This window comes from Streptomyces sp. NPDC052101, from assembly GCF_040680235.1.
In the GTDB taxonomy this organism is placed as follows: Bacteria; Actinomycetota; Actinomycetes; order Streptomycetales; family Streptomycetaceae; genus Streptomyces.
Window position 1 is genome coordinate 23,991 of record NZ_JBFAWH010000035.1, and the last position, 23,161, is coordinate 47,151.

A 23,161-nucleotide genomic window follows, 5' to 3' on the forward strand; every position below is an offset into this window, starting at 1 on the left:
GGACCGGCTGTCAGCACAGGATCCAGCCCGAGCTGACCGACCCCTGCGACCCCACCGAACCTCTGACCCACACGCAGCGCCGACCGGCGTGGACGGTGATCGGGCCCGCGTGATCCCGGTAGCTGCCCTTGTCGACGACCGGTCGGCCGCCGCGGGCCTGGACGCTGACGGACATCGTCTGGGCGGCGCCGGTGCGGCGAGCGACGGTGACGGCGCAGACATAGCCGTCCTGCTTGTAGATATGCGTGACACCAGAGCTGAACGGCAGCGTCCGCACCTCGCGCCCGGCGCAGGTCCCGCCGGTGTCCGCCTGGGCGGTGCCGGTTGTCGCGAGTCCGAACATCCCGGCGGCGGCCAGCACGACCCCGCCGAGTGCCAGGCGCCGACGTATCCCACCACTGTCCACTGTTGTCCTCCCCGTACCGCGGTCGTACACCCAGTTGCCGTACTGCTGTACGGACGCATGACGTATGCCGGATGGTTGCACGGCCGTCAGCGGGACGCGGTGACCGGCTCCTCCGGTTCGGGGCGGCCGACGAAGGTGCGCCACAGTTCGGCGTACCGGCCGTCGCGGGCGAGGAGTTCGGCGTGGGTGCCGTCCTCCGCGACCCGGCCGTGGTCCATCACGACCACCCGGTCCGCGCGGGCCGCCGTGGTGAGGCGATGGGCGACCACCAGCGTCGTACGACGGCCCGCCAGGCGGTCGGTGGCCTGGTTGACCTGCGCCTCCGTGGCCAGGTCCAGGGCGGCGGTGGCCTCGTCGAGGAGCAGGATGTCGGGGTCGACCAGTTCGGCGCGGGCGAGCGCGATCAGCTGGCGCTGGCCGGCCGAGAGGTTGCGGCCGCGCTCGGCGACCTCGTGCAGATAGCCGCCGTCGAGGGTGGCGATCATCTCGTGGGCGCCCACCGCCCGCGCCGCCGCCTCCACCTCGGCGTCGGTGGCCTCGGGGCGGCCGTAGGCGATGGCGTCCCGGACCGTGCCCTGGAACAGGTACGCCTCCTGCGGGACGACCCCGAGCCGGTGCCGGTACGAGGTCAGGTCGAGGGCGCGCAGATCCGTGCCGTCGACCGTGACCCGGCCGCCGGTCGGGTCGTAGAACCGGGCCACCAGCTTGACCAGCGTGGACTTGCCGGCGCCCGTCTCGCCGACGAAGGCCACCGTCTGGCCTGCGGGGATCGTCAGGTCGATGCCGGTCAGCGCCGCCTCGTCGGCCCCGTAGGCGAAGCGGACGTCCTCGAAGGCGATGTCGCCGCGCAGGGAGAGCACCTCCAGCGGCTCGTCCGCCGACTTCGTGGACGTCGGCTCGCGCAGCAGCTCCTGGATGCGGCCCAGGGACACCGTGGCCTGCTGGTAGCCGTCGAAGACCTGGGACAGCTGCTGGACGGGCGCGAAGAACAGATCGATGTAGAGCAGGTACGCCACCAGGGCGCCGGTGGTGAGCGTCGCCGCCTCCACCCGGTGCGCGCCCGCGATCAGCACGGAGGCCGCCGCGACGGACGACAGGAGCTGTACGAACGGGAAGTAGACGGATATCAGCCACTGGCCGCGGATACGGGCGCCGCGGTAGCTGTCGCTGCGCTCGGCGAACCGCCGCCCGCCGTCCCGCTCGCGCCGGAAGGCCTGCACGATCCGCAGCCCGGCGACCGACTCCTGGAGGTCGGCGTTGACCGTCGACACGCGTTCGCGGGCGAGTTCGTACGCCTTCACGCTCGCCCGGCGGAAGAAGAACGTGGCGACGATCAGCGGGGGCAGCGTCGCGAAGACGACGAGTGCGAGCTGTACGTCGATCACCAGCAGGACGACCATGATGCCGAAGAAGGTGACGACCGAGACGAACGCGGTGACCAGGCCGGTCTGCAGGAACGTCGACAAGGCGTCGACGTCGGTCGTCATGCGCGTCATGATCCGGCCGGTCAGCTCGCGCTCGTAGTAGTCGAGCCCGAGCCGCTGGAGCTGGGCGAAGATCTTCAGCCGCAGCGTGTACAGCACCCGCTCACCGGTACGGCCGGTCATCCGGGTCTCGCCGATCTGCGCGACCCACTGCACCAGCACGGTCAGCAGCCCGAGCAGCGCGGCCGCCCAGACCGCGCCCAGGGCCAGCTTCGTCACGCCCGCGTCGATGCCGTGCCGGATCAGCACCGGCAGCAGCAGGCCCGCACCCGCGTCCGCGGCGACCAGCAGCAGGCTGAGCAGGAGCGGCAGGCCGAAGCCGCGCAGCAGGCGGCGCAGGCCGTAGGAGTCCTCGCGCCGCACCGCGCGGGCCTCGTCGATGTCCGGGGTGTCGGTGGCCGGGGGCAGCGCGTCCACCCGGGCGAGCAGCTGCGGGGTGGCCGGGGTGCCGGAGAGCGCCTGGTCCTTCGGCTCCCGGTCGCCCGTCCACAGCCTGGGCGTCACGCCCCGCTCGGCGTCGAACTCGGCGTCCAGCTCCTCGCGGACGGAGGTGTCCTCCTCCTGCACCGCGGCGGGCTCGGCGTGGCCCGGGGAGACCCCGCCCAGCTCGTCCGGGTCGGTGAGGAGGCGGCGGTAGAGGGGGGACCGCTCCTGGAGTTCCTCGTGGGTGCCGAGGTCGGCGAGCCGGCCGCCGTCGAGGACGGCGATACGGTCGGCGAGGTTGAGGGTGGAGCGGCGGTGCGCGATGAGGAGGGTGGTACGGCCCTGCATGACCTGCTTCAGCGCCTCGTGGATCTCGTGCTCGACCCGGGCGTCCACGGCCGAGGTGGCGTCGTCCAGGACCAGCAGGCGCGGGTCGGTGAGCAGGGCGCGGGCGAGCGCGATGCGCTGGCGCTGGCCGCCGGAGAGGGTCAGGCCCTGTTCGCCGACCTTGGTGTCGTAGCCCTCGGGGAGTTCCCTGATGAAACGGTCCGCCTGGGCGGCGCGGGCGGCGGCCTCGATCTCCTCCTGGGAGGCGTCCGGGCGGCCGTAGGCGATGTTGGAGCGGACGGTGTCCGAGAAGAGGAAGGAGTCCTCGGGGACGAGTCCGATCGCGGCCCGCAGGCTGTCCAGGGTCAGCTCTCGGACGTCGTGGCCGCCGATCAGGACGGCGCCGTGGGTGACGTCGTAGAAGCGCGGGAGCAGCAGGGACAGGGTGGACTTGCCGGAGCCGGAGGAGCCGACGACTGCGAGGGTCTCGCCGGGGCGTATCTCGAAGGTCAGCCCGTCGAGGACCGGGCGCTCGTGCTCGTACCCGAAGGACACGTCGTCGAACTCGACGGTCGCGGGCGCGTCGGCGGGGAGCGTCCTGGTGCCTTCGCGGAGCGTCGGCTCGGTGTCGATCAGCTCCAGGACGCGCTCGGTGCCGGCCCGGGCCTGCTGGCCGACCGTGAGCACCATCGCGAGCATGCGGACCGGGCCGACCAGCTGGGCGAGGTAGCTGGAGAAGGCGACGAAGGTGCCGAGCGTGATGTGCCCGCGCACCGCCAGCCAGCCGCCGAGCGCCAGCATCGCGACCTGGCCGAGGGCGGGGACGGCCTGGAGGGCGGGGGTGTACCTGCTGTTCAGCCGTATGGTGCGCAGGCGTCCCGCGAAGAGCTTGCGGCCGACCTCCCGCAGCTTCCCGGTCTCCTGCTCCTCCTGCCCGAAACCCTTCACCACGCGTACGCCGCTGACGGCGCCGTCGACCACGCCCGCGACGGCGGCGGCCTGGGCCTGGGCATACCAGGTGGCGGGGTGCAGCTTGCCGCGGCTGTGCTTGGCTATCCAGGCGAGCGCGGGCGCGACGGCGAGCGCGACCAGGGTCAGCGGCAGCGACAGCCAGGCCATGATCACCAGGGAGATCAGGAAGAGCAGCACGTTCCCGATGGTCATCGGGAGCATGAAGAGCAGGCCCTGGATCAGCTGGAGGTCGCTGGTGGCCCGGCCGACGACCTGCCCGGTGGACAGCTCGTCCTGGCGGCGGCCGTCGAGGCGGGTGATCGTGCCGTACATCTCCGTCCGCAGGTCGTGCTGGACGTCGAGGGCGAGCCGGCCGCCGTAGTAGCGGCGGATGTAGGTGAGGACGTAGACGAGGAGGGCCGCGCCGATCAGGGCGCCGGCCCAGGGGGTCATGGAGCGGGTGTGGTTCCCGATCACGTCGTCGATGATCACCTTGGTGATCAGCGGGACGACGGCCATCACGGCCATGCCGGCGAGGGAGGAGCCGAGGGCGAGGAGCACGTCCTTCGGATACCGCCAGGCGTACGCCGCCAGACGTCGTGCCCATCCCCGTTGCGCTGCCACTCCGGTGCCTCCCTGTTCAGCTCGTCCACCGGAAGGCACCAACGCCGACGGGCCCGGATTTCATCCCGCCGCAACAATTGCCGGGTGCGATGCGTCGGCGGGTACCGCGCCGTCGTGGCCGGTCGCGCAGTTCCCCGCGCCCCTGGGTGGGCTGCCCCGCCCGGACCGCAGGGCGGGCGGGTGTCCTGCGGGAGACCGCCCCGCGGAGCGTCAGCCCTGGGGCGGCACCGCGACGAAGGCCTCGCTGGGCCTGCTGGTCGGCACATAGACCTGGGTGGTCGGCGTGGTCGGCACCAGGTCCTTGTGGATGGCCTTGGCGACGTTCTGGATGGTGGTGACGCCGTAGGTCATGGTGCTGTTGTCCTGCGTGAGCACCGAGATCATGTAGTCGTGGCCGGCGCCGCTGAACGTGCCGAGGCTGTGCACCCGCCAGCCGTGCGTCGAGCGCTGCAGCCAGCCGTTCTTGACGTGCACGGAGACGGTCGACGGCGCGCCGGCCGGGGTGCCCCAGCGCTGCGAGGTGATGACCTGGCCCATCAGCTTCAGGATGTAGGCGCGGGAGTTGTCGCTCAGCACGCTGTTCTTGGCGGTGACGAGCTGGAGCAGCTTCTGCTCGTCGGTGACGTTCTCCTGGGTCAGGCCCCAGTAGCCGTTCGCGCCCGGCACGGTGTTCGTCATCCCGGCGGCGGCCAGGAAGCCCTTGATCTTGGTGAGGCCGAGCTGCTTCCACAGCGTGGTCGTCGCGTTGTTGTCCGACTGGGTGATCATGGCCTTGGCGAGCGAGGTCTCACGGTCGGTCAGATAGCGGTTGTGGCTCTTGGCGTCCCACAGCAGCGTCGCGAGCACGGTGACCTTGACCGTGCTGGCCGAGTCGTAGGAGCTGGTGGCGCGCAGGGTGCAGGTGGTGCCGGTGCCGCGGTCGTACAGGCCGAGGGCGACGGTGCCGCCGCGGCCCGCGAGGGCGGCCGTGATGTCCTTGCGCAGCTTGGCGGCGAGGCCCGCGTCGGCGGACGCGCAGCTGACGGTGGGCGTGGCCGCGGCGGCCGGGGTGGCGGTGCCGACGGCGGTGACGGCCGGTATGAGCAGCGCGGCGCCGAGGGCGGCGGCGAGCGCGCCGGTACGCCGTGATGTCCGGGGATTCATACCCCAGTTGACGCACGGAAGTGGCCGAACGTTGTACACCCGCTCCCGGGGCGGGAGTTCGACGCCCCCTTACCCGGCTCTCACCGACCCACAGCCTCCGCCCAGGTGCACCACAGCCCGCACCCATCGCCGGTCTGCAAGGTGCACTGGTGACATCTGCCACCGATCCCCTCCCCCACCCGACGACCGCGCCCCCGGCTCCGCCGGTACCGGAAGCCGTACCGCCGGAGCGCGCACCCCGCTGGTCGCTGCCCGCGCTGCTCGCGATCCTGCTGCTGGCGGCCGTGCTCTCCACCTGGAACCTGTCCGGCTCCGGCCTCAACAGCTTCTACAGCGCGGCCATCTACAGCGGCACCCAGAACTGGAAGGCATGGTTCTTCGGCTCACTCGACGCCGGGAACTTCCTCACCGTCGACAAACCGCCGTTCGCCAACATGGTCATGAGCCTGTCGTGCCGCGTCTTCGGCTTCGGCACCTGGCAGATGATGCTGCCCGAGGTCGCGGCCGGGCTCGGCGCGATCTGGATCCTGCACTCCTCCGTGAAGCGGGCCTTCGGGCACGCGGCGGCCTCCGTGGCCGCGCTCGTCCTCGCGCTCACCCCCATCACGGTCGCCATCAACCGGGACAACAACCCCGACACGATCCTCGTCCTGCTGATGGTCGGGGGCGCGGCGCTCGGCCTGCGCGCGGTGACGAACGGCCGGCTGCTGCCGCTGCTCGGCTCGGCGGTGTGCTTCGGCCTCGCCTTCAACACGAAGATGCTGGCCGGATACATCGCACTGCCCGCCGTCCTCGCGGTCTACCTGCTCGCGGCGCGGCAAAAGCCGGTCAAGCGGATCGTGAACCTGCTGATCGCCGGGGTGGTCCTCGCCGTCTCCAGCTTCTGGTGGGCGATCGCCGTGTCCCTGGTCCCCGCCTCCGAACGGCCGTACATCGGCGGTTCGACGGACGGCACCGCCTGGAACCTGATCACGGGCTACAACGGCCTCGGCCGGATCTTCGGCGGCGAGGGCAACGGCGGCGGGGGCGGCGGAGGCGGAGGCGGCTTCTCCGGGTCCGCCGGTCTCGGCCGGATGTTCAACGACATCCTCGGCGGCCAGATCTCCTGGCTGCTCCCGTTCTCGGCCATCGCCCTCGTCTCCGGCCTGATCCTGTGCGGCCGCGCCCCGCGCACCGACCTCACCCGGGCCGCGCTCATCCTGTGGGGCGGCTGGACGGTGCTGCACTACGTCACCTTCGCGACCGCCGAGGGCACGATGCACCCGTACTACACGACCGCCCTCGCACCCGGTATCGCGGCGCTGTGCGGCGGTGGCGGGGTGCTGCTGCTCCGCGCGTTCCGCGCCGACAGGCGCTGGGCGTGGGTGCTGCCGGCCGCGCTCGCCGCCACCGCCGTCTGGGCGATCGTCCTCCTGCGCCGGGCCTCCGGCTGGCACACCTGGCTGTGGCCGACCGTCGGTGTGGTCATGGCGGCGGCCATCGCCGGCCTGTTCCTCTTCCGCTCCGGCGGCCGCGTGCGGCTGTTCGCGGCCGCCGTCGCGGCGGCGGTCGTCGCCGCGCTCGCGGGCCCGGCGGCGTACGCCTGGTCGGTGCCGTCGGGTTCGGGTGGCGGCATGAGCGGGGTGAACCCGACGGCCGGGCCCTCGACGGGCGGCGGCTTCGGGGGCCCCGGCGGAGGCGGCCGGGGTGGCTCCGGCGGCTTCCCGGGCGGTGGCGAGATGCCCGGGCGGAACGGCGGCCAGGGCGGCGGAGACGCCGAGGCGGGCGCGGGCTTCCCCGGTGGCGGGAGCGCGCCCGGCGGCTCGGCGAGCGGCGCGCCCGGGGGTGCCTCGGGCGGGGCTTCCGGTGGGGCTCCCACCGGCGAGATACCGGGCGGCGGGCAGCAGGCCGGCGGCTTCCCGGGAGGCGGGCAGGGCGGTGAACTCCCTGGCGGCACCGGCGGCACCGGCGAGGCCGACGCCCCGAACGGCGGCTCCGGGCCCACGGGCGGCCGTACGGCAGGCGGCATGGGCGGCGGCATGATGAGGGGCGGCGGCATGGGCGGCGCGAACAGCGAGCTGATCGCGTACCTGAAGAAGCACCAGGACGGCGCCGCCTGGCTGCTCGCGGTCTCCAACTCGCAGAGCGCGGCTCAGATCGAGCTGAGCGCCAAGGTGCCGGTCATCTCCATGTGGGGCTTCACCGGCACCGACAAGGCGATGACCGTCGCCAAGCTAAAGAAACTGGTGAAGAAGGGCGAGCTGCACTACATCCAGCTCGGCGGCGGCATGATGGGCGGCGGCCCCGGCGGCGCCGGCAACAGCGTGTCGTCCGAGGTCACGGCCTGGGTGAAGAAGCACGGGACGCTGGTGAAGGAGAGCGCGTACAGCAAGAGTTCCGGCTCCTCGCCCTCTTCTTCCAGTTCTTCCAAGTCGTCCGGCAGGACGTCGTCGCAGACCAGCCAGTCGACGATCTACCGCCTGGACCCGTCGGACGTGAGCTGAGGCGATGACGGCAACGGCCCCTGACCGCCACGGCGGATTCCAGGGGCCGTTCGGCTCAGCTCGTACCCAGGTGCGTCGGCGCGAACATCCGCAGCACCGCCGGGAGTACGACCACCGAGGGGCCCGGTGCCGCCAGCGCCTTCGCCAGGTCCTCCTCCAGCGTCTCCGGGGTCGTAAGGACGCCCGGTACGCCGAAGGACTCGGCCAGGGCCACGTAGTCGGGACGCGTCAGTTCCGTCGCCGTCGCCTGGCCGAAGGCGTCCGTCATGTACTCGCGGAGGATGCCGTAGCCGCCGTCGTCGACGATCAGCCAGGTGACCGGCAGGTCGTACTGCCTGGCCGTGGCCAGTTCCGCGATCGAGTACAGGGCGCCGCCGTCGCCCGAGACCGCCAGTACGGGGCGCGTCGGGTCGGCCGCCGCCGCGCCCAGCGCCGCCGGGAATCCGTAGCCGAGGCCGCCGGCGCCCTGGGCCGAGTGCATGGTGTTCGGACCCTTCGCGTCGAACGCCGACCACGCCCAGTACGCCAGGATCGTCATGTCCCAGAAGGACGGGGAGGCGGCGGGAAGGGCGCGGCGGACCGCCGCCAGCACGTTCTGCTCCAGGGTCAGGTCCTGGGAGCCGATACGGGCGGCCACCTTCTCCAGCAGCTCCCGCACCCGCCCGGGCGCCGACTCGTCGGTCCGCTCCTCGACCGTCTCCAGCAGGGCCTGCAACGCCAGTCGGGCGTCCGCGTGGATGCCCAGTGCCGGGTGGTTGGACTCCAGCTTGCCGAGGTCGGCCTCGATCTGGATCACCCGGCCCCGGGGCTTGAACGTGTGGTAGTTGGAGGAGAGTTCGCCGAGGCCCGAGCCCACGACCAGCAGGACGTCCGCGTCCTCCAGGAAGTCCGTCGTATGGCGGTCCTCCAGCCAGGACTGGAGCGACAGCGGGTGCTTCCAGGGGAAGGCGCCCTTGCCACCGAAGGTCGTCACGACCGGAGCGTCCAGCTTCTCGGCCAGCTGACGTAGCTTGCCCGAGGCGTCCGACCGTACGACCCCGCCGCCCGCGATGATCGCCGGGCGCGCGGCACGGGACAGCAAGTCCGCTGCCACCGCCGTCAGTTCGGGGCGCGGGGTCAGCTCGTCCGGGGTGGCGTCCACCGCCGTGACCACGGGCAGGGCGGTCTCGGCGAGCAGGACGTCCTGGGGGATCTCCACCCACACCGGGCCGTGGGGTGCCGTCAGCGCCGACTTCCAGGCCGCCGCGATCGCGGAGGGGATCTGGGACTGCGTACGGACCGTGTGAACCGACTTCACTACGCCCCGGAACGAGGCCGCCTGGTCGGGGAGTTCGTGCAGATAGCCGTGGCGGCCGCCGCCCAGGCCGGCCGTCGGGATCTGGCTGCTGATGGCCAGCACGGGGGCGGAGGCCGCCGCCGCCTCCTGCAATGCGGCGAGCGACGTCAGCGCGCCCGGGCCCGTCGAGAGCAGCAGCGGCGCGGCCTCTCCCGTGATCCGGCCGTACGCGTCCGCCGCGAAGCCCGCGTTGTTCTCCACCCGCAGGCCCACATAGCGGAGCGAAGACCTCCGCAGGGCGTCGAACATGCCCAGGGCGTGCTGGCCGGGCAGGCCGAAGACCGTCGTCGCGCCCAGCCCGGCCAGCGTTTCCACGACCAGGTCTCCGCCGTTACGCCCCGAGGGAGGGTTCAGGGCCGCGGTGATCTGCGCCTGCGTCGGGCGGAGTACCAGGTCGTGGTCGTGAGTCACTGCGCTTACGCGTCCTTCCGGGCCGCCGCGATCTGGCGGCTCATGATGGTGGTCAGTTCGTAGGCCGTGTGGGAGGCCGCCACCGAGGTGATCTCCGCGTGGTCGTACGCGGGAGCGACCTCCACGACGTCCGCCGAGACCAGGTTGCACGATGCCAACCCGCGGAGGATCTCCAGAAGTTCCCGCGACGTCATGCCGCCCGCCTCGGGCGTGCCCGTGCCGGGCGCGTGGGCCGGGTCGAGGCAGTCGATGTCGATGGAGATGTACAGCGGGCGGTCGCCGATGCGCTGGCGGAGCTGGTCGGCCACCTCGTCGGCGCCGCGGCGGTAGATGTCCGCCGAGGTGACGATGCCGAAGCCCATCTTCTCGTCGTCGGTGAGGTCCTGCTTGCCGTACAGGGGGCCGCGGGTGCCGACGTGGGAGAGGGCCGAGGTGTCGAGGATGCCCTCCTCCACCGCGCGGCGGAACGGGGTGCCGTGGGTGTACTCGGCGCCGAAGTAGGTGTCCCAGGTGTCCAGGTGGGCGTCGAAGTGGAGCAGGGCCACCGGGCCGTGCTTCTTCGCCATCGAGCGGAGCAGGGGCAGCGCGATGGTGTGGTCGCCGCCCAGGGTCATCAGGCGGGCGCCGGTGCCGAGGAGGTCGTCCGCCGCCGCCTCGATCGTCTCGACGGCCTCGTTGATGTTGAACGGGTTCACGGCGATGTCGCCGCCGTCCGCGACCTGGGCGAGAGCGAAGGGGGAGGCGTCCTGCGCCGGGTTGTAGGGGCGCAGCAGCCGGGACGCCTCGCGGATGGCGTTGCCGCCGAAGCGGGCGCCCGGCCGGTACGAGACGCCGGAGTCGAACGGCACGCCGACGACGGCGACGTCGGCGGTGCCGACCTCGTCCAGGCGGGGCAGCCGGGCGAAGGTCGCGGGGCCGGCGTACCGCGGGATGCGGGAGGAGTCGACGGGGCCGCGGGGCGTCTCGTTGCTGCTCATGATGAAATGCCTTCTTTCTTGCGCTTCGTCGCGCATGTACTGCTTTCCATACGACTCTACTGGGGAGCCGGGACCGGTTCGGACGCGAGTTCAGGAGAATGTCCGGCGAGGCGCTCGCGCCAGGTGGCGAGAACGGTCTCGTCGGTGGGCCTGGTCGCCAGGGAGACGACAACGTAGGCGGCGAGGGAGGCGAGCAGGCCGTAATAGACCGGCTCATTGGCGAGGATGCCGTATCCGGCCATCAGGCCGATGACCGCGAGGCCGCCGACGATCACCGAGGCCAGCGCGCCCTGGACGGTGCCGCGCCGCCACAGCAGGCCGCCGAGGATGGGGACGAGCAGGCCGCCGACGAGGAGGTTGTAGGCGACCGTGAGCGCCTCGACCACGTTGTTCAGCGCGATCGCCGTGCCGATCACCGCCATGCCCATGATCAGGATGAAGGCGCGGTTGCCGCCGACCTCGTCCTGGTCCTGGTCCTCGGCGCCATGGCGTACGACACCCCGCAGCCGCGACCAGATGTCGTTGTTGGCGACCGTCGCGCAGGCGATCAGGGCGCCGGAGGATGTCGACATCACCGCGGCCAGGGCGGCGGCGAGCACCAGCCCTCGCACGCCGACGGGGAGTTCTGACTTGACGATGGTGGCGAAGGCGTCGTCGGGGCTGCCCAGCGCGGGGTAGAGCACCTTGGCGGCCGTGCCGATCACCGCGCCGGCGAGGGCGTAGGCCAGGCAGTAGGTTCCGGCCACGGTGCCGCCCCACCTGGCGGTTCTGTCGCTGCGGGCGGTGAACACGCGCTGCCAGATGTCCTGTCCGATCAGCATGCCGAACGTGTAGATCAGGACGTAGGTGAAGATCGTCTCGCCGCCGATGCCCAGCGGGTCGAAGTACGAGGTCGGCAGCTTGGCCTTCATCTCGCTGAAGCCGCCGGCCTTGACGACCGCGATCGGCAGGAGGAGCAGCAGCACGCCGATGGTCTTCACCACGAACTGGACCATGTCGGTCAGCGTGATCGACCACATGCCGCCGAGGGTGGAGTAGGCGACGACGATCGAGCCGCCGATGACGATCGCGAGGGTCCGGTTCATGTCGAAGAGGACGTCGAAGATCGTGGCGTAGGCGATGGTCGAGGTGACGGCCAGCATGAGGGTGTACGCCCACATGACCACGCCCGAGATCACACCGGCCCGTCCGCCGTAGCGCAGGTCCAGCATCTCGGAGACCGTGTAGACCTTCAGGCGGGCGATGCGGGCCGAGAAGAAGACCGACAGGGCGAGCAGGCCCAGGCCGATGGTGAAGACCATCCAGGCGCCGGAGAGGCCGTACCGGTAGCCGAGGCCGACGCCGCCGATGGTGGAGGCGCCGCCGAGGACGATCGCCGCCATGGTGCCGGAGTACATGGCCGGTCCCAGGCGGCGGCCGGCCACCAGGAACTCGCTCTTGGACCTGGCGCGGCGCATGCCCCACCAGCCCATGGCCAGCATGCCGGCGAGATAGACGACGATCACTGTGTAGTCGACGGCCATGAGGGCCTCCTCCACTCGAAGTCGTACGGGGGTCGCCGGCGGGTGACGTCCACCGACACTAGGTGGCCGGAAAGCGACTGCGAAGTGTACGTTTCATCCATATCAACGGGGTGGGAGTGGAGGGAACGCACACCATGCCGGAATCGATCACCCCAGCGGTCCCACCGACCCCACCCGTACCGCTCTCGGCCCTGCTGGCCCGCGAGGATCTCGCCCTTCGCCAGATCGCGGGCCCGAGGGACCAGGGGACCGTGATCCACTGGGCGCACACCTCGGAGATGGCCGACCCGTACCCGTATCTGCTGGGCGGCGAGCTGCTGCTCACGGCCGGGGTGCACATCCCGCAGGCGGCGGGCTCGGACGGGGGCGACCCCGGTCATGGGGGTCCCCCCGCTCGAGCGAAGTCGAGAGTGGGGGAGGATTCGAGACCGGGGGACTACTTCGACGGCTATGTGTCCCGGATCGTCGCGGCGGGCGGCGCGGCCCTCGGCTTCGGCCTGGCCCCGGTGCACGACACGGTCCCGCGCGCCCTGGTCGCCGCCTGCGACGCCTACGGCCTCCCCTTGCTGGAGGTGCCGCCCCAGACCACGTTCTCCGGCGTGGCCCGAGCGGTGTGGCAGCTGATGGCCCAGGCCCGGCTGGCCGAACTGCGCCGTGTCACCGAGGCCCAGCAGAGCCTCGCCTCCGCCGCCGGCCGCCCCGACCCGGTGCCGTCGGTGCTGCGGCGCCTCTCCCACCGCCTCTCCGGTCACGCGGTGCTCTACGGCCCCGACGGCACGGCCCTCGCAGACGCGGGCCGGGAACCCGCCGAGGAGGTCCGCGCCGCGCTGGCCGGTCTGGCGGCCGTGGTACGCCCCACCGGCGGCCCGGCACCCGAGCAGGACGCCACGTCCGAGGCCGCCGCCACGACCGGACGGATCGCCACGCAGCCTTCGGAACCGGAAGGCGCGACCGGCCGCACGGCCGCCCCCGCCGGTGGTCACACGCCAGGCACCGCCCCAGCAACCGCGGGAGGCGGCTCACGCCCGACACCCGACCGCCTCCCCGCCGAACGACCCACCGCCCCGCCCCCCGGCCGCTCCACCCCCGCCGCCCCACCGCCGGTCGCCGTCCGGCCGCTCCCCACCTCCGCCACGGACACCGTCGGCGACAGCCATCTCGCCGTCTACGCCCTGGGCGCCGGCGAGGGGTTCGTGCTGGGTGTGGCCACGCCGCGGCGCGACCCCGGCGACAACACCATCGCCTCGGTGGCCGCGGTGCTGCTGTCGCTGCTGACCGGGGAGCATCACAGCGGCGCCGGGGCGGCTCGGTCCTCGGCGCTGGTACGGCTCCTGCTCGGCGCGGCGCCCGAGGAAGTCGCTCCGCTGCTCGGAGAGGAGAGCTGGGTCGTCGTGCACGCCCGGCCCGAGGCGCAGCTTCCGGACGCCGTCGCCGCCTCGGCGCTCGGCGCCGCCCTGGGCTCGCCGCTGGTCGACCTCGGCCATGACGTGGTGCGGGTGCTGGTGCCGGGCGGGCGGGTACCGGAACCGCAGGCCGGCTGGACGCTCGGGGTGAGCGCCGCCGTGGGGCCGCGCGCGTGGCCGGCCGGTGACGCGCAGGCGGCCCGTGCCCTGGCCCGGGCCCGCGCCACCCGCGCCCCGCTCGTCCGGCACGGCGCCCGCCCGGGGCTCACGGGCCTGGTGCCGCGCGCGGACGCCGAGGCACACGCCCGCGCGCTGCTCGCCCCGCTCGCCGACCGGCCAGAGCTGGCCGAGACGCTGCGCAACTGGCTTGCACTGCACGGCAGTTGGGACCGCACGGCGGTGGCGCTGGAGGTGCACCGCAACACCGTGCGGCAGCGGATCGCCCGCTGCTCCGCCCTGCTGGGCACCGACCTGGACGATCCGGACGTACGCATGGAGTTGTGGTTCGCGCTGCGGCACGGCTGACCGTCCCGGCGAGTGAGTCCCGTCCCAGCGGTCGATATGCCGAGGACGGCCCTCGTTCCGCTGCCCCACAATGGGAGGCATGCCGATATCCGGGACACCCAGCCGCGCCCAGCTCGTCGACCACCTGGTGAGGACCCGTATCGCGGGGGACGTCGCCACGCCCCGCGAGAACAACCTCTCCCACTACCGTCAGCTCGCCAACGGTGTCCGCAACTTCTGGCTCGGCCTGGAGCTGGGCGACCGCTGGACGGACGAGCAGGACGTGCTCGCGGTGATGGCCGAGCGGGTCGGCGTCAACGACGATCCCGAGTTCCGGTACGGGCAGGACACCATCGACCCCGAGCTGACCGTGGACGCGCTGGAGCGGATGGCGACACGGCTGCGCAAGGCGGCCGAGGGACAGCAGCGCGTGCTGTTCGCGACCGGGCACCCGGGCGGCCTGCTGGACGTACACCGGGCCACGGCCGCCGCGCTGCGCTCCGCCGGCTGCGAGATCGTGGTCATCCCCGACGGGCTGCAGACGGACGAGGGGTATGTCATGCAGTTCGCGGACGTGGCGGTGCTGGAGCACGGGGCGACGCTGTGGCACACCCACTCCGGGGAGCCGATGCGGGCCATTCTCACGGGACTTGAGCGCGAGGGCCGCCCGCTGCCGGACCTGGTGGTCGCCGACCACGGCTGGGCCGGGTACGCCGGACAGCACGGCCTGGACTCGGTCGGGTACGCCGACTGCAACGACCCGGCGCTGTTCCTCGCCGAGTCCGAGGGGACCGTCCAGGTCGTCGTACCGCTGGACGACCACGTGGTCAGCCCTCGCCACTACGACCCGATGACGGCGTATCTGCTGGCGGCAGCGGGACTTTCCTGACCGGCCCGCCGGTGCCCGACGGCGCTGTGCGGCTCCGCGTACGGAGCCGCACAGTGCGGGCGCTCACGGCGTCGGATCAGTGGTCGCCGCGGCCGTGGTCGTCGTGGCCATGGTCATGGTCGTGGTCGCAGTGACCTTTGTTGTCGTTGTCGCCACGGCCGTTGTCGTCATGGTCGCCACGGCCGTTGTTGTCGCAGCACTTGTTGTCGTCAGAGCCCTTGTTGTTGTCACAGCCCTTGTTGTCGCCAGAGCCTTTGTTGTCGTCACAGCATTTGTTGCCGTCAGAGCCCTTGTTGTTGCCTGAGCCTTTGTTGTCGTCACAGCATTTGTTGTCGCCGGAGCCCTTGTTGTTGCCTGAGCCTTTGTTGTCGTCACAGCATTTGTTGTCGCCGGAGCCCTTGTTGTTGCCTGAGCCCTTGTTGTCGTCACAGCATTTGTTGTCGTCACGGCCGTGGTCATGCCCGTGACCGTGGTGGTGGCCGTGGTGTCGACCGCAGTCGTCATCGTGCCGGGTGACGGAACCGAGGTTGTGGTGTACAGGTGCTGCCGAGGCGGTGCCCGCCGCGCCGATGGCCGCTCCGCCTGCCAGCAGGAAAGCTGCTGCGGACATCACGGCATAACGCCTGACGCGCTGTGTTCGCATGGGAAACTACCCTTTCGTTTCCACCATCTCTCGCGGCTTTACTGGGGAGGCGTGGGATGGATGGATGGCCGACGCCGTGCGCACGGAGGGGGAAGGCACGGCGCGCTCTTCAGGTGTCGCCGCAGAGGTAGGCGACACGGCGCTCACCGCCGACGTCTGCCGTTCCGGGGACCCGGAAACTCGTCAGCCGGTTACGCCGTGTGCTGCGGCCTTCACTCTTAGAGATTAGTACCCCCCGCGTCACTCGGCACCTCGGAGCGTCAGGGGCGCAAAGGGCGTCAGGCGCGCGGTACGCGGACCACGCCCTCCTGGATGACGGTGATGGCGAGTTGGCCGTCCTGTGTGTAGATCCGGGCCTGGCCGAGGCCGCGGCCGCCGTGCGCGGACGGCGACTCCTGGTCGTACAGCAGCCACTCGTCGGCGCGGAAGGGCCGGTGGAACCACATCGCGTGGTCCAGGGAGGCGCCCACGACATCGCCGACCGCCCATCCGCCGCGGCCGTGCGCGAGCAGGATGGAGTCGAGGAGGGTCATGTCGGAGACATAGGTGGCGAGGACGACGTGCAGCAACGGGTCGTCGGCCAGCTTGCCGTTGGTGCGGAACCAGACCTGCGAGTGCGGCTCACGCGGCTCGCCGAACTGCCCGTACGGCGGCTCCTCCACATACCTGAGGTCGATCGCCTCGCGGGCCTCCAGGAACCTCTCGACGACCTCGGGCGCGAGGTGGTCGTAGCCGCGCAGCCGCTCCTGCGAGGTGGGCAGGGTCGCCGGGTCGGGCGAGGGCGGCATCGGGGCCTGGTGTTCGAGTCCCTCCTCGTCCGTCTGGAAGGACGCCGAGAGATGGAAGATCGGCTTGCCGTGCTGGACGGCGACCACGCGGCGGGTGGTGAAGGACCGGCCGTCGCGGATGCGGTCCACCGTGTAGACGATGGGCGCGCCGGGGTCGCCGGGACGCAGGAAATACGCGTGCAGGGAGTGGGCGGGGCGGTCCGCGGGGACCGTCCGCCCGGCGGCGACCAGTGCCTGCGCCGCGACCTGCCCGCCGAAGACGCGGGGTACGACGGCGGAGCGGGACTGGCCGCGGAAGATGTTCTCCTCGATCTGCTCAAGGTCGAGCAGATCGAGGAGATCCTGGAGTGCCTGGCTCATGGCGTCAGTTGTACCGGCCAGTGATTCGCGGGGACCTTACAGGCCCATGTCCTTGGCGATGATCGTCTTCATGATCTCGCTGGTGCCGCCGTAGATGCGGTTGACGCGGTTGTCCGCGTACAGGCGGGCGATCGGGTACTCGTTCATGTAGCCGTAGCCGCCGTGCAGCTGGAGGCAGCGGTCGATGACGCGGTGGGCGACCTCGGTGCAGAACAGCTTGGCGGAGGCGGCCTCGGCGGGCGTCAGCTCACCGGCGTCCAGGGCCTCCGTGGCGCGGTCCGCGACGGCCTCGGCCGCGTCGACCTCGGCCTGGCAGGCGGCCAGCTCGAACTTGGTGTTCTGGAAGTGCGCGACCGGCTTGCCGAAGACGGTGCGCTCCTGGACGTACTGCTTGGCGAACCGGACGGCGGCCTTGGCCTGCGCGTAGGCGCCGAAGGCGATGCCCCAGCGCTCGGAGGCCAGGTTGTGGCCGAGGTAGTAGAAGCCCTTGTTCTCCTCGCCGAGCAGGTCCTCGACCGGGACCTTGACGTCGACGAAGGCCAGCTCGGCGGTGTCGGAGGTCTTCAGGCCCAGCTTGTCGAGCTTGCGGCCGACGGAGTAGCCCTCGGACTTGGTGTCCACGGCGAACAGGGAGATGCCGTGGCGGCGGTCCTCGGCGGTCGGCGCGGCCGTGCGGGCGCAGACGATGACCTTGTCGGCGTGGACGCCGCCGGTGATGAAGGTCTTGGCGCCGTTGAGGACGTAGTGCGTGCCGTCCTCGGAGAGCTTGGCGGTGGACTTCATGCCCGCGAGGTCGGAACCGGTGCCCGGCTCCGTCATCGCGATGGCCCACATCTCCTCGCCGCTGACGAACTTCGGCAGGTAGCGCTTCTTCTGCTCGTCGGTGGCGAGCATCTTGATGTACGGCAGGGCGAGCAGCACGTGCACGCCGGAGCCGCCGAACTGGACGCCCGCGCGGGCGGTCTCCTCGTAGAGGACCGCCTCGAACTTGTGGCTGTCCAGGCCCGCGCCGCCGAACTCCTCCGGCACGTTGATGCCGAAGATGCCCAGCTCACCGAGCTTGTAGTAGAAGTCGCGCGGCGCCTGGCCGGCGGCGAACCACTCGTCGTAGACCGGGACGACCTCGGCCTCGATGAAGGCGCGCAGGGTCTCCCGGAACGCCTCGTGATCCTCGTTGAACACCGTACGGCGCACGCCGCCACCTCCAGGGATACCTGTCTAAGCGCTTGCTCAGAATCGAAGATACCGGCGAGTACGCACGGGAGTCCAGGGTGAGCTTGACCACGCCCCGCCGTCGGAAGTCAGGCGTCCCCCGCCGCCTCGAACGCCCCCCGCGCCATCCGGTGCAGCAGCGCGGCAGTGGTGCCCCGGCCCGGCAGGGTTCCCGCCCGCCCCAGGTGCGGCGTGGAGTTCAGCAGGCCGAAGACGGAGTGGACCGCCGAGCGGGCCGCCGGCTCGGTCAGCGCCGGGTACACCTCGCGGACCACCTCCACCCACAGCTCGACGTACTGCCGCTGGAGCTGCCGCACCAGCTTGCGGTCGCTGTCGCGCAGCCGGTCCAGCTCGCGGTCGTGCAGGGTGATCAGGGGGCGGTCGTCCAGGGCGAAGTCGATGTGGCCCTCGATGAGGGAGTCCAGGACGGACGAGGCCGCGGTCCGGCCGTCCGCCTCCGCCAGGCGACGCTTGGCGCCCGTGAGCAGCTGGCCGCTGATGCCGACCAGCAGCTCGGCCAGCATCGCGTCCTTGCCCGGGAAGTGCCGGTAGAGGCCGGGGCCGCTGATGCCCACCGCGGCGCCTATCTCGTCGACGCCGACGCCGTGGAAACCGCGCTCGGCGAAGAGCCGGGCGGCCTCCTTCAGGATCTGCTCGCGGCGGGTCGGGGCGTCGGTTCTGGTGACCATGCAGGCAATTCTAGACAGCGAGGTTAGCGGTCGTTAACCTGAAGGAAATGGTTAACGCTCATTAACAGGTTCGAACACCGGGTGAGGGGACCGCAGGATGCAGGAGGCACCGGAGCTCCAGAGCGCGGCAGACCCCGCGTCGGAGGCCTGGCGGGCCAATGAACAGGCGCATCTCGCGCTGGTCGGGGAGCTGCGCGCCAAGCTGGCCGCGGCCGCCCTCGGCGGCGGCGAGAAGGCGCGCGCCCGGCACACCGCGCGGGGCAAGCTGCTGCCGCGGGACAGGGTGGACACGCTGCTCGACCCCGGGTCGCCGTTCCTGGAGCTGGCACCGCTCGCGGCCGACGGGATGTACGACGGGCAGGCCCCGGCCGCCGGCGTGATCGCCGGGATCGGGCGGGTCAGCGGGCGCGAGTGCGTGATCGTCGCCAATGACGCGACCGTCAAGGGCGGCACGTACTACCCGATGACCGTGAAGAAGCACCTGCGCGCGCAGGAGGTGGCCCTCGACAACCGGCTGCCGTGCGTCTACCTCGTGGACTCCGGCGGCGCCTTCCTGCCGATGCAGGACGAGGTCTTCCCCGACCGGGACCACTTCGGGCGGATCTTCTACAACCAGGCCCGGATGTCCGGCGCCGGCATCCCGCAGATCGCGGCCGTGCTCGGGTCCTGCACGGCGGGTGGCGCGTACGTGCCCGCGATGAGCGACGAGGCGGTCATCGTCCGCAACCAAGGGACGATCTTCCTCGGCGGCCCGCCCCTGGTGAAGGCCGCCACCGGCGAGGTCGTGACGGCGGAGGAGCTGGGCGGCGGCGAGGTCCACTCGCGGATCTCCGGTGTCACCGACCACCTCGCCGAGGACGACGCCCACGCGCTCAGGATCGTACGGAACATCGTCGCCACACTGCCCGCCCGGCAGTCCCTCCCCTGGGAGGTCACACCGGCCGCGGAACCCAAGGCGGACCCGTACGGGCTGTACGGCGCCGTCCCGGTCGACTCCCGTACCCCCTACGACGTGCGCGAGATCATCGCGCGCGTGGTCGACGGCTCGCGGTTCGCCGAGTTCAAGAGCGAGTTCGGGCAGACCCTGGTCACCGGCTTCGCCCGGATCCACGGCCACCCGGTCGGGATCGTCGCCAACAACGGCATCCTGTTCTCCGAGTCCGCCCAGAAGGGCGCCCACTTCATCGAGCTGTGCGACCAGCGCGGCATCCCGCTGGTGTTCCTGCAGAACATCTCCGGGTTCATGGTCGGCAGGGACTACGAGGCGGGCGGTATCGCCAAGCACGGCGCCAAGATGGTGACGGCCGTCGCGTGCACGCGCGTGCCGAAGCTGACGGTGGTGGTCGGCGGTTCGTACGGCGCGGGCAACTACTCGATGTGCGGCCGGGCCTACTCCCCCCGCTTCCTGTGGATGTGGCCCAACGCCAAGATCTCGGTCATGGGCGGCGAACAGGCCGCCTCCGTCCTCGCCACGGTCAAGCGCGACCAGCTGGAGGCGCGGGGAGAGGAATGGCCCGCCGAGGACGAGGAGTCCTTCAAGGCGCCCATCCGCGCGCAGTACGAGCGCCAGGGCAACGCCTACTACGCCACGGCCCGCCTCTGGGACGACGGCGTGATCGACCCGCTGGAGACCCGTCAGGTGCTGGGCCTCGCCCTGACGGCCTGCGCCAACGCGCCTCTGGGAGACCCCCAGTTCGGCGTCTTCCGGATGTGAGGAGGGGAACCGTGTTCGACACAGTGCTGGTCGCCAACCGGGGCGAGATCGCCGTACGCGTCATCCGTACGCTCCGCTCGCTGGGCGTGCGCTCGGTGGCGGTCTTCTCCGACGCCGACGCCGATGCCCGGCACGTCCGGGAGGCCGACACGGCGGTACGGATCGGCCCGGCTCCGGCCGCCGAGAGCTATCTGTCGGTGGAGCGGCTGCTTCAGGCCGCCGTCCGTACCGGCGCCCAGGCCGTCCACCCGGGGTACGGCTTCCTCGCCGAGAACGCGGGCTTCGCGCGCGCGTGCGAGGAGGCGGGGCTGGTCTTCATCGGCCCGCCGGCGGACGCGATCGCGCTCATGGGCGACAAGATCCGCGCCAAGGAGACGGTGCAGGCGGCCGGGGTGCCGGTGGTGCCCGGCGGACGCGATCCCGAACTGGCCGAGGCGGCCCGCGCACTGGGCGCGCCCGTGCTGCTCAAGCCCTCCGCCGGCGGTGGCGGCAAGGGCATGCGGCTGGTGCGGGACATGACCGTGCTGGAGGAGGAGATCGCGGCCGCCCGCCGTGAGGCCCGCGCCTCCTTCGGTGACGACACGCTGCTGGTGGAACGGTGGGTCGACCGGCCCCGGCACATCGAGATCCAGGTGCTGGCCGACGGCCACGGGGGCGTCGTCCACCTCGGTGAGCGCGAGTGCTCGCTCCAGCGGCGCCACCAGAAGATCATCGAGGAGGCGCCGAGCGTGCTCCTCGACGAGGCCACGCGCGCGTCGATGGGCGAGGCGGCCGTGCAGGCGGCGCGCTCGTGCGGGTACCGGGGCGCGGGCACGGTCGAGTTCATCGTGCCGGGCGGCGACCCGTCGTCGTACTACTTCATGGAGATGAACACCCGCCTCCAGGTGGAACACCCGGTCACCGAGCTGATCACCGGCCTGGACCTGGTGGAGTGGCAGCTGCGGGTGGCGGCCGGCGAGAAGCTGGGCTTCACGCAGTCCGAGATCACGCTCACCGGGCACGCGGTCGAGGCCCGTATCTGCGCCGAAGACCCCGCGCGCGGCTTCCTGCCGTCCGGCGGCACGGTGCTGCTCCTCGAAGAACCCCGGGGCGACGGCGTCCGCACCGACTCCGGGCTCAGCGAGGGCACCGAGGTGGGCAGCCTGTACGACCCGATGCTGTCCAAGGTCATCGCCTACGGCCCCGACCGCGAGACGGCGTTGCGCAAGATCCGGGCGGCGCTGGCGCGGACGGTCACGCTGGGCGTGCCGACCAACGCGGGCTTCCTGCGCCGGCTGCTGGCCCATCCGGCGGTCGTGGCCGGCGAGCTGGACACGGGCCTCGTCGAGCGGGTCGTGGACGAGCTGGTCCCGACGGACGTACCGGAGGAGGTCTACGAGGCGGCGGCGGCCGTACGGGCACAGGCGCTCGCGCCCCGCACGGACGGCTGGGTGGACCCCTTCTCGGTGCCGAGCGGCTGGCGGCTCGGCGGCACCCCGAAGCCGCCCGCCTTCCACCTGCGGGTGCAGGACCCGGTGACGTACACCCCGCGCGGCACCGCGACCGTCACGGACGACACGGTCTCCGTCACCCTCGACGGCGTCCGCCACGCCTTCCGCCGGGCCGGTGACTGGATCGGCCGGGACGGCGACGCCTGGCAGGTGCGGGACCACGACCCGGTCGCCGCGTCCCTCGGCAGGTCCGCGCACGCGGGCGCCGACTCCCTCACCGCGCCCATGCCCGGCACGGTCACCGTGGTCAAGGTGGCCGTCGGCGACGAGGTGGCCGCCGGGCAGAGCCTGCTGGTGGTGGAGGCGATGAAGATGGAGCACGTCATCTCCGCCCCGCACGCCGGCACGGTCGCCGAACTGGACGTGAGCGCGGGCACGACGGTCGCCATGGACCAGGTGCTCGCCGTGATCACACCCCATGAGGAGGTGGCGGAGTGACCGCCGAGGGACTGCCCATGGCCGTACCGGCCGCCGATCTGCCCGCGCGGGTGCGGATCCACGAGGTCGGCGCGCGCGACGGACTGCAGAACGAGCAGCGGGCCGTACCGACCGAGATCAAGGCGGAGTTCATCCGCCGGCTCGCCGGCGCGGGCCTGACGACCATCGAGGCGACGAGCTTCGTGCACCCGAAGTGGGTGCCCCAACTGGCCGACGCCGAGCAGCTGTTCCCGCTGGTCAAGGACCTTCCGGGGGTAGCGCTGCCGGTGCTGGTGCCCAATGGGCGCGGCCTGGAGCGGGCGCTGGCGCTGGGCGCCGAGCGTATCGCCGTCTTCGCCAGCGCCACGGAGTCCTTCGCGAAGGCCAACCTCAACCGCACGGTGGACGAGTCGCTGGCGGTGTTCGGGCCGGTGGTGCGGCAGGCGAAGGACGCGGGCGCGCATGTACGCGGCTATGTGTCCATGTGCTTCGGCGACCCGTGGGAGGGCCCGGTCCCCCTGCACCAGGTGGCCCGCGTCTGCACGGCCCTGCGCGACATGGGCTGCGACGAGCTGAGCCTCGGCGACACCATCGGCGTCGCCACCCCCGGCCATGTCCTCGAACTGCTCGCCCTGCTGAACGAGGAGGGCGTCCCGACGAACATGATCGGCGTCCACTTCCACGACACCTACGGCCAGGCGCTCGCGAACACCTACGCGGCCCTGGAACACGGCGTGACCACCATCGACGCCTCCGCCGGGGGCCTCGGCGGCTGCCCGTACGCGAAGTCCGCCACCGGCAACCTCGCCACCGAGGACCTCGTCTGGATGCTGCACGGACTCGGCATCGAGACCGGGGTCGACCTCGGCCGTCTGACCGCCACCAGCGTGTGGATGGCCGCCCATCTGGACCGGCCCAGCCCGTCCCGTACCGTCCGCGCTCTCTCCCACAAGGACCAGTGATC

Annotated in this window: 16 protein-coding genes; 6 read left to right on the top strand and 10 right to left on the bottom strand. The window is 71.7% G+C overall.

The window, feature by feature from the left end; all coding sequences use genetic code 11:
• Positions 1-10: 10 nt before the first annotated feature.
• The 3 genes from AB0L75_RS36955 to AB0L75_RS36965 form a co-directional block, all read right to left on the bottom strand.
• Positions 11-406, bottom strand: coding sequence for a hypothetical protein (locus AB0L75_RS36955; RefSeq protein ID WP_365190299.1), 396 nt, complete (start codon positions 404-406; stop codon positions 11-13).
• An 86-nt stretch (positions 407-492) separates the two neighbouring features.
• Entirely contained in the window at positions 493-4,215 is a 3,723-nt protein-coding gene (locus AB0L75_RS36960) for an ABC transporter ATP-binding protein (protein WP_365190302.1), read from the bottom strand.
• A 210-nt stretch (positions 4,216-4,425) separates the two neighbouring features.
• Entirely contained in the window at positions 4,426-5,358 is a 933-nt protein-coding gene (locus tag AB0L75_RS36965; RefSeq protein ID WP_365190305.1) for a serine hydrolase, read from the bottom strand.
• A gap of 149 nt (positions 5,359-5,507) precedes the next feature.
• On the opposite strand from AB0L75_RS36965, the gene AB0L75_RS36970 reads away from it, so the two are divergent.
• Complete coding sequence (locus tag AB0L75_RS36970; RefSeq protein WP_365190308.1) at positions 5,508-7,841, top strand: glycosyltransferase family 39 protein; 2,334 nt, start codon at positions 5,508-5,510, stop codon at positions 7,839-7,841.
• A gap of 55 nt (positions 7,842-7,896) precedes the next feature.
• Here AB0L75_RS36970 and AB0L75_RS36975 read toward each other — a convergent pair whose 3' ends face one another.
• Genes AB0L75_RS36975 through AB0L75_RS36985 form a run of 3 tightly spaced genes read right to left on the bottom strand, consistent with a single transcriptional unit; the run spans position 7,897 to position 12,088 of the window.
• The gene (locus tag AB0L75_RS36975; RefSeq protein WP_365190311.1) at positions 7,897-9,588 is read right to left on the bottom strand and encodes a thiamine pyrophosphate-binding protein; all 1,692 of its coding nucleotides are present in this window, start codon (positions 9,586-9,588) and stop codon (positions 7,897-7,899) included.
• 5 nt (positions 9,589-9,593) lie between these two features.
• Positions 9,594-10,565 carry an agmatinase gene (gene speB, locus AB0L75_RS36980; protein ID WP_116150954.1) on the bottom strand — a complete coding sequence of 324 codons (972 nt, stop codon included), beginning with the start codon at positions 10,563-10,565 and terminating at the stop codon, positions 9,594-9,596.
• A gap of 56 nt (positions 10,566-10,621) precedes the next feature.
• Positions 10,622-12,088, bottom strand: a complete 1,467-nt coding sequence (locus tag AB0L75_RS36985; RefSeq protein ID WP_365190314.1) for a sodium:solute symporter — start codon at positions 12,086-12,088, stop codon at positions 10,622-10,624.
• 134 nt (positions 12,089-12,222) lie between these two features.
• Here AB0L75_RS36985 and AB0L75_RS36990 point away from each other — a divergent pair, with 134 nt between their 5' ends.
• Together AB0L75_RS36990 and AB0L75_RS36995 are read left to right on the top strand one after the other, a co-directional pair.
• Positions 12,223-14,016, top strand: coding sequence for a helix-turn-helix domain-containing protein (locus tag AB0L75_RS36990; protein ID WP_365190317.1), 1,794 nt, complete (start codon positions 12,223-12,225; stop codon positions 14,014-14,016).
• 79 nt (positions 14,017-14,095) lie between these two features.
• Positions 14,096-14,884 carry a phosphatase gene (locus AB0L75_RS36995; protein ID WP_365190320.1) on the top strand — a complete coding sequence of 263 codons (789 nt, stop codon included), beginning with the start codon at positions 14,096-14,098 and terminating at the stop codon, positions 14,882-14,884.
• Positions 14,885-14,960: 76 nt separating this feature from the next.
• Here AB0L75_RS36995 and AB0L75_RS37000 read toward each other — a convergent pair whose 3' ends face one another.
• The 4 genes from AB0L75_RS37000 to AB0L75_RS37015 form a co-directional block, all read right to left on the bottom strand.
• Positions 14,961-15,527: a hypothetical protein gene (locus AB0L75_RS37000; protein WP_365190322.1), complete on the bottom strand. Its 567-nt coding sequence runs from the start codon at positions 15,525-15,527 to the stop codon at positions 14,961-14,963.
• A 278-nt stretch (positions 15,528-15,805) separates the two neighbouring features.
• Positions 15,806-16,675, bottom strand: a complete 870-nt coding sequence (gene tesB / locus AB0L75_RS37005; protein ID WP_365190325.1) for an acyl-CoA thioesterase II — start codon at positions 16,673-16,675, stop codon at positions 15,806-15,808.
• 36 nt (positions 16,676-16,711) lie between these two features.
• Positions 16,712-17,869 carry an acyl-CoA dehydrogenase family protein gene (locus tag AB0L75_RS37010; protein ID WP_365190327.1) on the bottom strand — a complete coding sequence of 386 codons (1,158 nt, stop codon included), beginning with the start codon at positions 17,867-17,869 and terminating at the stop codon, positions 16,712-16,714.
• A 107-nt stretch (positions 17,870-17,976) separates the two neighbouring features.
• Positions 17,977-18,576, bottom strand: coding sequence for a TetR/AcrR family transcriptional regulator (locus AB0L75_RS37015; protein ID WP_365190330.1), 600 nt, complete (start codon positions 18,574-18,576; stop codon positions 17,977-17,979).
• A gap of 97 nt (positions 18,577-18,673) precedes the next feature.
• Between AB0L75_RS37015 and AB0L75_RS37020 the strand changes: the two genes are divergently transcribed.
• From AB0L75_RS37020 to AB0L75_RS37030, 3 genes are read left to right on the top strand one after another with little or no spacing between them, the layout of a single operon-like run.
• Positions 18,674-20,290: a carboxyl transferase domain-containing protein gene (locus tag AB0L75_RS37020; RefSeq protein ID WP_365190332.1), complete on the top strand. Its 1,617-nt coding sequence runs from the start codon at positions 18,674-18,676 to the stop codon at positions 20,288-20,290.
• A gap of 11 nt (positions 20,291-20,301) precedes the next feature.
• On the top strand, positions 20,302-22,218 hold the full coding sequence (locus tag AB0L75_RS37025) for a biotin carboxylase N-terminal domain-containing protein (RefSeq protein WP_365190335.1): 1,917 nt from the start codon (positions 20,302-20,304) through the stop codon (positions 22,216-22,218).
• Entirely contained in the window at positions 22,215-23,159 is a 945-nt protein-coding gene (locus AB0L75_RS37030) for a hydroxymethylglutaryl-CoA lyase (protein ID WP_365190338.1), read from the top strand. Before AB0L75_RS37025 ends, AB0L75_RS37030 begins: the two co-directional genes overlap by 4 nt.
• Positions 23,160-23,161 lie beyond the last annotated feature (2 nt).

Coding starts and splice junctions, on each gene's coding strand:
- AB0L75_RS36995 (WP_365190320.1), top strand. CDS start 14,096: ATGCCGATATCCGGGACACCCAGCCGCGCCCAGCTCGTCGACCACCTG.
- AB0L75_RS36985 (WP_365190314.1), bottom strand. CDS start 12,088: ATGGCCGTCGACTACACAGTGATCGTCGTCTATCTCGCCGGCATGCTG.
- AB0L75_RS37000 (WP_365190322.1), bottom strand. CDS start 15,527: ATGCGAACACAGCGCGTCAGGCGTTATGCCGTGATGTCCGCAGCAGCT.
- speB (WP_116150954.1), bottom strand. CDS start 10,565: ATGAGCAGCAACGAGACGCCCCGCGGCCCCGTCGACTCCTCCCGCATC.
- AB0L75_RS36965 (WP_365190305.1), bottom strand. CDS start 5,358: ATGAATCCCCGGACATCACGGCGTACCGGCGCGCTCGCCGCCGCCCTC.
- AB0L75_RS36990 (WP_365190317.1), top strand. CDS start 12,223: ATGCCGGAATCGATCACCCCAGCGGTCCCACCGACCCCACCCGTACCG.
- AB0L75_RS37015 (WP_365190330.1), bottom strand. CDS start 18,576: ATGGTCACCAGAACCGACGCCCCGACCCGCCGCGAGCAGATCCTGAAG.
- tesB (WP_365190325.1), bottom strand. CDS start 16,675: ATGAGCCAGGCACTCCAGGATCTCCTCGATCTGCTCGACCTTGAGCAG.
- AB0L75_RS37020 (WP_365190332.1), top strand. CDS start 18,674: ATGCAGGAGGCACCGGAGCTCCAGAGCGCGGCAGACCCCGCGTCGGAG.